At 60.6% G+C, this 8418-nt stretch carries 9 protein-coding genes and 1 rRNA gene; 6 read left to right on the plus strand and 4 right to left on the minus strand.

All coding sequences use genetic code 11. From position 1 onward, the window contains the following. Window positions 1-54 precede the first annotated feature (54 nt). From AD664_RS10260 to AD664_RS10275, 4 genes are all read left to right on the plus strand, one after another. Window positions 55-321, plus strand: a complete 267-nt coding sequence (locus AD664_RS10260; RefSeq protein ID WP_042729234.1) for a hypothetical protein — start codon at window positions 55-57, stop codon at window positions 319-321. A 102-nt stretch (window positions 322-423) separates the two neighbouring features. Next, window positions 424-1038 (plus strand): LysE family translocator, encoded by a 615-nt coding sequence (locus tag AD664_RS10265; RefSeq protein WP_053146296.1) that lies wholly within the window; start codon window positions 424-426, stop codon window positions 1036-1038. A gap of 160 nt (window positions 1039-1198) precedes the next feature. Beyond that, window positions 1199-2365 carry a cysteine desulfurase family protein gene (locus AD664_RS10270; protein ID WP_053146299.1) on the plus strand — a complete coding sequence of 389 codons (1167 nt, stop codon included), beginning with the start codon at window positions 1199-1201 and terminating at the stop codon, window positions 2363-2365. Window positions 2366-2414: 49 nt separating this feature from the next. After that, window positions 2415-4223 (plus strand): aminopeptidase P family protein, encoded by a 1809-nt coding sequence (locus AD664_RS10275; protein WP_053146302.1) that lies wholly within the window; start codon window positions 2415-2417, stop codon window positions 4221-4223. 9 nt (window positions 4224-4232) lie between these two features. On the opposite strand, the gene AD664_RS10280 is transcribed toward AD664_RS10275, so the two are convergent. Further along, window positions 4233-4823, minus strand: coding sequence for a 2-hydroxychromene-2-carboxylate isomerase (locus AD664_RS10280; protein WP_053146305.1), 591 nt, complete (start codon window positions 4821-4823; stop codon window positions 4233-4235). Window positions 4824-4856: 33 nt separating this feature from the next. Further along, a complete protein-coding gene (locus AD664_RS10285; RefSeq protein ID WP_053146308.1) occupies window positions 4857-5585 on the minus strand; it encodes an SDR family oxidoreductase in 729 nt (242 codons plus the stop codon). A gap of 89 nt (window positions 5586-5674) precedes the next feature. On the opposite strand from AD664_RS10285, the gene AD664_RS10290 reads away from it, so the two are divergent. Further along, window positions 5675-6238, plus strand: coding sequence for a TetR/AcrR family transcriptional regulator (locus tag AD664_RS10290; RefSeq protein ID WP_042729240.1), 564 nt, complete (start codon window positions 5675-5677; stop codon window positions 6236-6238). 5 nt (window positions 6239-6243) lie between these two features. Here AD664_RS10290 and AD664_RS10295 read toward each other — a convergent pair whose 3' ends face one another. Both AD664_RS10295 and rhtA read right to left on the minus strand, forming a co-directional pair. Then, window positions 6244-6528 carry a hypothetical protein gene (locus AD664_RS10295; RefSeq protein WP_053146313.1) on the minus strand — a complete coding sequence of 95 codons (285 nt, stop codon included), beginning with the start codon at window positions 6526-6528 and terminating at the stop codon, window positions 6244-6246. A 167-nt stretch (window positions 6529-6695) separates the two neighbouring features. Then, the gene (gene rhtA, locus AD664_RS10300) at window positions 6696-7583 is read right to left on the minus strand and encodes a threonine/homoserine exporter RhtA (RefSeq protein ID WP_053146316.1); all 888 of its coding nucleotides are present in this window, start codon (window positions 7581-7583) and stop codon (window positions 6696-6698) included. A gap of 683 nt (window positions 7584-8266) precedes the next feature. Here rhtA and AD664_RS10305 point away from each other — a divergent pair. Next, a 16S ribosomal RNA gene (locus tag AD664_RS10305) occupies window positions 8267-8418 on the plus strand; the annotation flags it as partial.

Genomic DNA, 8418 nt, shown 5'->3' on the forward strand with positions numbered 1-8418 from the left:
GGCCCGCGAGTAGCCTTTGTTCATCGCCCAACTCCAGAACACCGGACACTTGCCATGAACCGTACCCTTGCCGTTTTGCTGCTATTGACTGCCACCGTATTGAGCGGTTGCGCCACCTCGTCGCCGGAGCTGCGTCCCTACAGTGCCGATGAAACCCGCGAGCTGGCCCTCGAGGCCTTGAATCGCCGCGGCCTTTCGTTCGAGGAATACCACGCGAAGAAAACCGAGTTGCTCGGCACCGCGCAAAAGAATGTCGGCTTCGACGACCAGGGCGAGATGAGCGCCGAACTGGGTGTGCAGACACCTGGCCGCTCAAGCTGAGGGACTGTACTGCTCGAAGTTTTGCCCAACTGTCCATGGGTTTGCGCCAGGACGTGGGGTAGGGTCATGGCTTGACTGACCGCCCCGATGGACTGACTTCACATGACCCTCTCGCTCGACCTCTTGCTGGGCTTCGCCCTGTTTGCCCTGGTGACCTCGATCACGCCGGGTCCCAACAACACCATGCTGTTGGCCTCGGGTGTCAATTTCGGTTTCAACCGCACCATTCCTCACATGCTGGGCATCACCTGCGGCTTCTTTTCCCTGGTGCTGGCGGTAGGCCTTGGTCTGGGCGCAGTGTTCCAGGCATACCCGTTGCTCTATAGCGCATTGCGCTACATCGGGGCGGCGTACCTGCTGTACCTGGCGTGGAAAATCGCCCACTCCGGCCCGGTATCGGACAGCCAGCCGGGAGAGCAAACGCCCATCAGCTACTGGGGGGCGGCGGCCTTCCAGTGGGTCAACCCGAAGGCCTGGATCATGGCCATCGGTGCCATCAGCACGTACACCCCTTTGCAGGGCTATTTCTTCAACGTGGTGGTGATCGCCGCGGTGTTTGCCCTGATCAACCTGCCGAGCGTGAGCCTCTGGGTGGTTTGCGGCAGCCTGTTGCGCAACCTCTTGCGTGATCGTCGCTGGCTGCGCCTGTTCAATTGGGGCATGGCGCTATTGCTGGTCGCTTCGTTGTATCCGCTGTTGCTCGAAAGCATCAGTTGAGGGCTGAGCTTCGACGCGATGCCTGCTAAGCTCGCTGTTCAGGAGCGTTCCTACGCACTTTTAAATGAAGTCCGACTTCTTTAAGGTCTTTGATCAGGTATTGCTAGTCTCGAACCCCAACGAGGGCGCCTGATCCCGGAGCAGGCTCTGCGAGTTTCCCATGAATAAACGTCCGCTATATTTCGATTACGCCGCCACCACGCCGGTGGATGAGCGGGTCATACAGGTCATGGTCCAGTGCCTTGGCTTTGACGGCAACTTCGGCAACCCGGCTTCCAGTTCCCATGCTTTCGGGCAAGAGGCCCGTCGCTCGGTCGAACGGGCCCGCCAGCAAGTGGCGCATCTGGCGGGCGCCCAGCCCGAGCAGATCGTCTGGACCTCCGGCGCTACCGAATCCAACAACCTGGCCCTCAAGGGCGTCGCCCAGGCCCGCGCCGGGGGCGGCGGCCATGTCATCACCAGCCTGATCGAGCACAAGGCGATCCTCGACACGGCAAGACAGCTCGAGGAAAGCGGCGTCGAGGTCACATGGCTGGCGCCGGACGCCGAGGGGCTGATCAGCCCTCAGGCGGTTCGCGAGGCTCTGCGTGAAGACACGTTCCTGGTGTCGCTGATGCTGGTGAACAACGAGTTGGGCACCGTCAATGATGTCGTGGCCACGGGCGAGATCGTGCGTGAGCACGGTGCGCTGTTTCATGTCGACGCCGCCCAGGGTGCCGGCAAGGTGAAGATCGACCTGGCCCGCTGGCCGGTGGACCTGATGTCGTTTTCCGCCCATAAAATCTATGGCCCCAAGGGGATCGGTGCGCTGTACGTCGGCGACCGTGCCCGGCCGCGGCTGGCGGCGCAGATTCACGGTGGCGGGCACGAGGGCGGCCTGCGTTCCGGGACCCTGGCGACCCATCAGATCGCTGCCATGGGCGCCGCGTTCGAACTGGCCGCCCAGGCGTTCGACGAAGAGCTGGCCAAGATCGCCCGGTTGCGCAATCGTTTGCTGGAGCCGCTGCTGGCCTTGCCCGGGGTTTGTATCAACGGCAGCGCCACCTGGCGAATTCCCCACACATTAAGCCTCACGTTCAATGAAGGGACGTTCGACCCAGCGACCCTGGGTGCGTCGATTGCCTTTTCCGCGACCTCGGCCTGCAACTCTGCGCATAACACGCCGTCCCACGTGCTGCTGGCCTTGGGGCATGATGCACGCGCGGCGGGACGCACCGTCCGTCTGAGCCTGGGGCGTTTTACCACCGAGCAGGACATCGATGAAGCGGTACGGCTGATCAAGGCTGCATGTGCGACGGCGCCGGCGTTTTGGGCCTCCACCCCATGAGCCGAGCGTCTTCGGCAGCGAACAACAACATGAATGAGCAGGAGAAACGATGAGCACCGAGCCTTTGACCCACGGACTGGTTCCCCAGCGCCTGGCCCGACTTCGCCAACGGATGAATCAGCAGGGTATCCATGCGCTGTTGGTGCCATCGGCCGACCCGCATCTGTCGGAATACCTGCCGGGTTACTGGCAGGGGCGGCAGTGGTTGTCGGGGTTCCATGGCTCGGTGGGCACATTGATCGTGACCGCCGGTTTTGCCGGCGTCTGGGCCGACAGTCGGTACTGGGAACAGGCCACTCATGAGCTGGAAGGCAGCGGTATCGAGCTGGTCAAGCTGATCCCGGGCCAGCCCGGTCCCCTGGATTGGCTCGCCGAGCAAACGCCCAAGGGTGGGGTCGTGGCGGTGGACGGTGCGGTGATGGCCGTGGCTTCGGCCCGGACCCTGAACGGCAAGTTGGCGGAACGAGGTGCGCGGTTGCGTACGGACATCGACCTGCTTGACGAAATCTGGACCGATCGCCCGAGCCTGCCCAATCAACCGGTCTACGCGCATTTGCCTCCCCAGGCGACGGTCAGCCGGGTCGAGAAACTCGCCAAGTTGCGCGAGGCCCTCAAGGAACGTGGGGCCGACTGGCATTTCATCGCCACGCTGGACGACATCGCCTGGCTGTTCAACCTGCGCGGCGCCGATGTGTCGTTCAACCCGGTGTTCGTCTCGTTTGCCTTGATCAATCAGCAGCAGGCCACGTTGTTCGTGGCCCTGGACAAAGTGGATGCAGCGCTGCGTGCCGTGCTTGAACAGGACGGGGTGTGCCTGCGTGACTACAACGAAGCGGCCCCTGCATTGCGTGAAGTGCCAGGCGGGGCGAGCCTGCTGGTCGATCCGGCGCGGGTCACGGTCGGGCTTTTGGATAACCTGGGCAGCGATGTAACGCTGGTCGAAGGTCTCAACCCAACGACGTTGGCCAAGTCCCGCAAGAGCCTGGCCGACGCCGAGCACATCCGCAAGGCCATGGAGCAGGACGGCGCGGCGCTCTGCGAGTTCTTTGCCTGGCTGGAAACGGCGTGGGGCCGCGAGCGCATTACCGAGCTGACCATCGATGAACACCTGACTGCCGCCCGCACACGCCGGCCGGATTATGTGTCGCTGAGCTTCAATACCATCGCCGCATTCAATGCCAATGGCGCGATGCCGCATTACCACGCCACACCAGAGGCTCATGCGGTCATCGAAGGTGATGGCCTGTTGCTGATCGACTCCGGCGGACAGTACCTCGGCGGCACCACGGATATCACGCGCATGGTGCCGGTCGGAACACCCACTGCCGAACAGAAGCGCGATTGCACGCGTGTGCTCAAGGGCGTGATCGCCTTGTCCCGGGCCAGGTTTCCGCGGGGCATCCTGTCGCCGTTGCTGGATGCCATCGCCCGCGCGCCGATCTGGGCCGAGCAGGTGGATTACGGTCACGGCACCGGCCACGGGGTAGGGTACTTCCTCAACGTCCACGAAGGTCCGCAGGTAATTGCCTACCAGGCCGCGGCCACGCCGCAAACGGCGATGCAGCCGGGCATGATCACTTCCATCGAACCGGGAACCTATCGTCCCGGTCGTTGGGGCGTGCGCATCGAGAACCTGGCGTTGAACCGCGAGGCGGGCAGCAGCGAGTTCGGTGAGTTCCTCGAATTCGAAACCCTGACCCTGTGCCCGATCGACACTCGTTGCCTGGAACCATCGTTGCTGACCCAGGAAGAAAAAGACTGGTTCAACGCCTACCACGCCGAGGTTCAGCGTCGGTTGAGCCCATTGCTGGACGGGGCGGCGCTGCAATGGCTGAACGAGCGGACGGTGGCCATCTGACCGGCAGGATCAGGCCAGGGCTTCACGGACGAAGTCCAGCCGATCCTGGCCGAAGTACAGCTCGTCGTCGACAAACATGCTCGGGGCACCAAACACACCCCGTTCAATGGCGGCTTCGGTGGCCGTCTTGAGCGCCTGCTTGACCTGATCGTTGGCGGTGAGGGCCAGCACATACTCAGGATCGAAACCGCCTTCTTCCAACACCGCCGCCACCGTCGCCTGGTCGTTGAGGTTGCGGGCCTCAACCCACAAGGCGCGGAACAGGCAATCGAGGAAGGTTTCGAAGCGCTCGGGCCGGTGCAATTGCATGCCGGTGACGGCGCGCATCAGCAGCAACGTATTGATCGGGAAGTAGGGGTTGAGCCTGAAGGGGACGCCGTAACGGTCGGCGAAGCGTTTCAAATCCTTGAACAGGTAAGGGCCCTTGGCCGGTATGGTCACCGGGGACGCGTTGCCTGTGGCCTTGAACACCCCACCCAATAGCATCGGGCGATAGATCAACTGGCTACCGGTCTCTGCACACAGCGTTGGCAGTTGGGTATAGGCCAGGTACGTGGTCGGGCTGCCGAGATCGAAGTAGAACTCCACCGATTTGCTCATGGCGCAGCTCTCTTGTTGTTTGTACGGGAGGGTTTACCAGCGTTCGTTCCAGGGGCGCAGGTCCAGTTCGAAGGTCCAGGCGTCACGGGGTTGGCTGTGCAGATACCAATAGTTGTCGGCAATGTGCTCGGGGTCCAGGATGCCGTCCTGATCCTTGGTCGCGTATTTCTCCGGAAAGTTATCGCGAATGAAGTCGGTGTCGATGGCACCGTCCACCACCACATGGGCCACGTGGATGCTCATCGGCCCCAGCTCACGCGCCATGCTCTGGGCCAGCGCCCGAATGCCATGCTTGGCCCCGGCGAACGCGGCAAACCCTGAAGCGCCGCGCAGCCCTGCCGTTGCGCCGGTGAATAGAATCGTTCCACGCTGACGCGCGACCATGCGCTTGGCCACTTCCCGCGCATTGAGGAAACCCGAGAAGCAGGCCATCTCCCAGATCTTGAAGTACTTGCGGGCGGTCTCTTCGAGGATGCTGCAAGGGACGTTGGCACCGATGTTGAACACAAAGGCTTCGATCGGGCCGATCTGGTTCTCGATGTGTTCGACCAGCGCGATGACATCGTCCTCTTTGCGCGCATCACAGGCGAAGCCATGGGCTTCACCGCCCAGGGCGCGGATCCCTTCCACCAACGGTTCGAGCTTGTCGGCGCTGCGGCGGGTGACGCATGCGATAAAACCTTCCTGCGCGAAACGCCGGGCAATCGCTCCACCCGTTGCATCGCCCGCGCCCACGACCAGTACGACCTTGTTGTTATTCATGATTAGCCTCATTGGTAAACGATCGTTAGCTAAACGGACGTTATGCTAAGATCCGGCAAGCGTCAAGGCAGGCAATCAGGGGCAGGACCATGCGTTATTCAGCCAATCACAAGATGGAAACCCGAGAGAAGCTGCTCGCCAGCAGCGCTGCTTCCGCCAAGACATTGGGGTTCTCCACGGTGGGGGTCGATGGCCTGATGAAAGCGATCGGTTTGAGCGGCGGGGCGTTCTACAGCCACTTCTCATCCAAGGATGAGCTTTTCAAGGCCATCGTCGAGCGTGAGCTGGCCCAGAGCCTGGATCGCCTGAGTGGCGAAGGGGCCATGGACCAGGCGAAGCTGGCGCGCTGTCTCAAGCAGTACCTGAGCATGAGCCACGTCGAACAACCCGAGGTGGGCTGTGCGTTACCCGTGCTGGGCGCTGAGATTGCGCGATCGGATGAGCAGGTGAGAGACGTGGCGCAAACGTGGGTTTGTCGCTTGCATGAAAGCTGGGCGCGGGTGTTGGGCAGTGAAGCCCTGGCCTGGGCCATCCTGTCCCAATGCGTGGGGGCGATGGTTGTTGCGCGGATGATGGCTGCACCTGAGGTCCAGCAGGAGGTCCTCGAGTCCAGCCGTGCCGAAATTACTCTTCGGCTGGCCGGGCTCGACTGACGTGCTTACTTGCAGATCACGATCATGCTACGGCTGGTGTAGCCGGCGGGGTTGAGCCCGAAGGGATAGTCACCGGGTTCTTCCACGGCATCACCCGACTTGGCAATGACCTTGTAGCCCTTGGGGGCACAGGAATTGGCAGCACTGGCAGCGCATTGATCCCAGGAAGAGGAAAGGCCGGAGCAATTGATGTGCAGGCCTTTTTTACCGCGCTTGACTTCGGTTTTCGTCGTCGTCGCCGCGCAACCAGCAACGGCCAATACGGCGATCAGTATCAAAATTCGTTTCATTCCCGTCCTTAACACCGTCGTGGGTCTTATGCCTGCGTACGGTTGCGTTCGCTTGCGCTTGAAGCGTTCATGACGTCCTGTATGAAAAATCCATGTCTGACATTGGGTTACGGACCTAAACATGGCCTAAATGCGCGGCAAATGCCAGACCTTCGTTAAATCCTGCTTCAATCCGCCGCGACGGCTGGCGTTGCCTTGCTGTCCATGGTCAGTGTTGCGCCGACCGACGCCAGAATGATGCAGGCAATGGCGGACCATTGTGCCAAGGACAAGAACTCCTGGAGAAAAATGAAACCGGACATGGCTGCGATCGCGGGTTCAATGCTCATCAGGGTGCCGAAGGTACGGGCCGGCATGCGGGTCATTGCGACCATCTCGAGGGTGTAGGGTAGGGCGGTGGACAGTACGGCCACGCCGATGGCGACAGGGATCAGGCTCGGTGTCAGCAATGCAGCGCCCGCGTGGACGATGCCGATCGGCGCGACGAACAGAGCGGCGATCACCACCCCGAGTGCGGCGGTTTGCACGCCATGGTCGGCACCGGCCTTCTGGCCGAACAGAATGTACAGCGCCCAGCAGACGCCCGCGCCCAATGCGTAACCGGCACCAACCAGGTCGATGCCGGCGCTGGAGGCGCCTGTAGGTATCAACAGCAGCAGGCCGATCACTGCCAGGGCAATCCAGAGGAAGTCGATTGCCCGGCGCGACGCGTAGATCGCCACGGCCAGGGGGCCGGTGAACTCCAGCGCCACGGCGATTCCCAGGGGAACCGTACGCACCGACATATAGAACAGAAAATTCATGCCGCCCAGTGCCATCCCGTAGACGATCACCGTGCGCAGGGACTGCACGGTGAGCTTGGCGCGCCAGGGGCGCAGCAATATAAGCATGATGATGCTGGCGAAGATGAGGCGCAGTGTCGTGGTTCCTTGTGCACCCACGATCGGGAACATGCTTTTGGCCAGGGAGGCGCCGGACTGGATGGAGGCCATGGCTACTAATAGCAGGGCAACCGGGAACAAGGTGGTTACCAGGCTGCGAGAAGGGGGAGTCATTACTAACGGTCGTCCAGAGATAAAGGCAGGAAGGCAGGTTTGAGCAGTATATTGCGCATTCGAAAGCCTTCCGTCTATATACAGTCGTGAATTTAGAAGAACGGCTTGCGTGTTGATAGGAAAGTTAAATTAAGTGTTGACGGCAGATTCCAGACGTCTATAATTCGCCCCACTTCCGGCGCAGTCGAAACGGAAAACTCCTTGAGTTTCAATGAGTTAAACGATTTTTCGGCGGCGCGGGGCTTCAGTTCATCGAAGTCCGGAAGCCGTGGATAAGGCGCTGTCGTTTGGCTTTATCAGCGGTTCGATCCTCCCGGTCGAAAGCGGTGAAAAAGAGGTGTTGACAGCAGCGAACAGCGCTGTAGAATTCGCCTCCCGCTAACGAGAGATCGAAAGCGCAAGTGGTTGAAGTTGTTAATGTTTCCCATGGGAAACTTTGAAAAAACTTCTCAAATAACCGCTTGACAGCAACACCAGGCGCTGTAGAATGCGCGCCTCGGTTGAGACGAAGGAATCAACCACCGCTCTTTAACAACTGAATCAAGCAATTCGTGTGGGTGCTTGTGGGGTCAGACTGCTAGTCAACAGATTATCAGCATCACAAGTTACTCCGCGAGAAATCAAAGATGTAACCAACGATTGCTGAGCCAAGTTTAGGGTTTTCTCAAAACCCAAAGATGTTTGAACTGAAGAGTTTGATCATGGCTCAGATTGAACGCTGGCGGCAGGCCTAACACATGCAAGTCGAGCGGTAGAGAGGTGCTTGCACCTCTTGAGAGCGGCGGACGGGTGAGTAATGCCTAGGAATCTGCCTGGTAGTGGGGGATAACGTTCG

This window comes from Pseudomonas sp. P97.38, assembly GCF_001269745.1.
Lineage (GTDB): Bacteria > Pseudomonadota > Gammaproteobacteria > Pseudomonadales > Pseudomonadaceae > Aquipseudomonas > Aquipseudomonas chlororaphis_E.

Coding starts and splice junctions, on each gene's coding strand:
- rhtA (WP_053146316.1), bottom strand. CDS start 7,583: ATGACTCCCCCTTCTCGCAGCCTGGTAACCACCTTGTTCCCGGTTGCC.
- AD664_RS10290 (WP_042729240.1), top strand. CDS start 5,675: ATGCGTTATTCAGCCAATCACAAGATGGAAACCCGAGAGAAGCTGCTC.
- AD664_RS10280 (WP_053146305.1), bottom strand. CDS start 4,823: ATGAGCAAATCGGTGGAGTTCTACTTCGATCTCGGCAGCCCGACCACG.
- AD664_RS10275 (WP_053146302.1), top strand. CDS start 2,415: ATGAGCACCGAGCCTTTGACCCACGGACTGGTTCCCCAGCGCCTGGCC.
- AD664_RS10285 (WP_053146308.1), bottom strand. CDS start 5,585: ATGAATAACAACAAGGTCGTACTGGTCGTGGGCGCGGGCGATGCAACG.
- AD664_RS10270 (WP_053146299.1), top strand. CDS start 1,199: ATGAATAAACGTCCGCTATATTTCGATTACGCCGCCACCACGCCGGTG.
- AD664_RS10295 (WP_053146313.1), bottom strand. CDS start 6,528: ATGAAACGAATTTTGATACTGATCGCCGTATTGGCCGTTGCTGGTTGC.
- AD664_RS10265 (WP_053146296.1), top strand. CDS start 424: ATGACCCTCTCGCTCGACCTCTTGCTGGGCTTCGCCCTGTTTGCCCTG.
- AD664_RS10260 (WP_042729234.1), top strand. CDS start 55: ATGAACCGTACCCTTGCCGTTTTGCTGCTATTGACTGCCACCGTATTG.